Here is a 2298-nt window from a genome sequence, read left to right as displayed (position 1 = left end):
AACAAAAAGTATGCTAGGAGATTAGCGCAGGATGCACTGTTTTATTTAAAACAAATGATAAATCTACACACGCCACCAATCCCGGAAGAAGTATCAAAGTATCACAGTCGTCATTTATATTCATTAATGTCAAAACGTCAAAGATTTTTATTTATATTGAGTCATTTATATCCTTATCCGATAGATGTAAAGACTTTACCGTTACCTAAATACCTTCATTTTTTGTATTTTCCTTTACGACCTTTTCTATGCACGTGGAGAAGGGTGAGGAAGCATGAGCTAACATAGGAGGAAATAAAAGTGGAACATCTCTTATATTTTGTGAAAAAATTATATGCTTTTTCGGGGAAAATACTATATGTAAATTTATTTGGGATGGCATTAGTTAGTTTATTGGAAGGGATAGGGCTTCTTTTGTTACTTCCCATGATTAATATTAGTGGCGTTATCGAAATAAATATGGGTTCAATTCCGGGTATAGCGATATTTGAAGTTTTACAAGAAATCCCTGAAACGGTGAGACTGTTACTTATCTTAAGCATTTATATTATATTAGTGGTTGCCCAATCGCTTTTACAACAAAATCTTGCTCTTCGAAATATGAAAATTATAATGCGCTTTACAAACTATTTAAGGTTACAAATTTACCATGCCCTATTACGAGTTAATTGGAGTTTCTTTGTGAAAAAGAGAAAGTCAGATTTGATTAATTCACTGACTGAGGAATTAGGACGAGTTATGGTTGGAACCAATTTATTTCTTCAACTTTTAACATCATGTATTTTTACTATAATACAAATTGGAATTGCTCTATGGTTTTCTATAAAAATAACAATTTTTGTGCTGTTTACAGGCTTAATACTTGCATATTTTTCTAGACATTATATAAAAAAATCAAGGGTATTAGGAAACCAAACATCTGAAATAGCAAGAGATTATCTTGGTGGTATAACAGATCACTTTAACGGTATTAAAGATATAAAGAGTAACATGTTAGAAGAGTCTAGATATACATGGCTCAGTACTTGGTGTGAAAAAATGGAAAAGGAACAACTAGCATATATTAAGTTGAAAAATCAATCGCAATTTTTTTATAAGTTTGCATCGGCTATTCTAATTGCGTTACTTATTTTTACATCTATAAAATTATTTCAGGTTCAGCCAGGACAATTAATAGTCATTGTTCTTATTTTTTCTAGACTATGGCCTAGGTTTACTGGGATTCAATCCAACTTGGAGCAATTAGCTGCAAATATTCCTGCTTTTAAGTCTTTATTAGAATTGGAGAGAGAATGCAACGAAGTAATTGAATTGGGAGATGTAAGGCAATCATCTAAAAGTATAAAACCGTTAACTATACAAGAAGGAATCAAATGTAAAAATGTTAGTTTTCGTTACAATGAAAACGAACCTGTATATGCTCTTCAAAATATTAATTTGCAAATTCCATCGAATTGTATGACAGCAATTGTTGGGCGATCGGGTGCTGGAAAAAGTACATTAATTGATATTTTGATGGGACTGATTCAACCAGAACAAGGAAAAGTTTTAATAGATGATGCGACTATTACAAGTGAAAATTTATTGGCTTTAAGGAAATCTATTAGCTATGTTCAGCAGGATCCATTCTTATTTAATGCAAGCATAAGAGAAAATTTATTGATGATTGAGCCGAATGCAAGTGAAGAACAAATTTGGGCTGCATTAGATTTTGCTGCTGCTGAATTTGTACGAATGCTACCAAAAGGGCTTGATACTTTTATTGGGGATAGAGGAGTTAGGCTTTCGGGCGGAGAGAGGCAACGTTTAGTATTGGCGCGAGCGATATTACGAAAACCCTCTATTTTAATTTTAGACGAGGCAACAAGTTCGTTAGATACAGAAAACGAAGCGCTAATTCAAAGTGCGTTAGAAAAATTAAAGGGCCAGATGACTATTATTGTAATTGCACATCGTTTATCAACGATACGTAATGCTGATCAAGTCATCGTACTAGATAAGGGAGAGGTCGTTCAACGAGGAGCATTTAACCAACTCGCTCAAGAGAGAAAAGGTGTTTTTCGTAATTTATTAGGTAAACAAGTAGAAGTAGGTTCATAGAGGAGAAAGATTGAATGAAATTTTGTATTATTGTAATTCGAGTTGAATGATAGCCCGGATAATGGTCAGTTACAGCAGATCTTATTCGGGCTTTTATATTTGTGTTTTGTAAATTTTGGGAATAAATATAATTTAGTACCTTGCAATAAACAGTACCGAGTGGTATATTATGGATATAACAGGTACCGTGTATTGAAC

Annotated in this window: 1 protein-coding gene and 1 pseudogene; both read left to right on the top strand. The window is 33.0% G+C overall.

The features are described from left to right. A pseudogene (locus tag AC1DTM_RS23350) lies at nucleotides 1-288 on the top strand (nucleotidyltransferase domain-containing protein); the annotation flags it as partial. 12 nt (nucleotides 289-300) lie between these two features. Further along, nucleotides 301-2100 (top strand): ABC transporter ATP-binding protein, encoded by a 1800-nt coding sequence (locus tag AC1DTM_RS23345; RefSeq protein ID WP_016105868.1) that lies wholly within the window; start codon nucleotides 301-303, stop codon nucleotides 2098-2100. Nucleotides 2101-2298: the final 198 nt, after the last annotated feature.

The organism is Bacillus sp. P4_D3 (assembly GCF_056401855.1).
The sequence above is the reverse complement of the archived record's forward strand: the minus strand, read 5'-3'. Positions and strand labels throughout refer to the sequence as shown.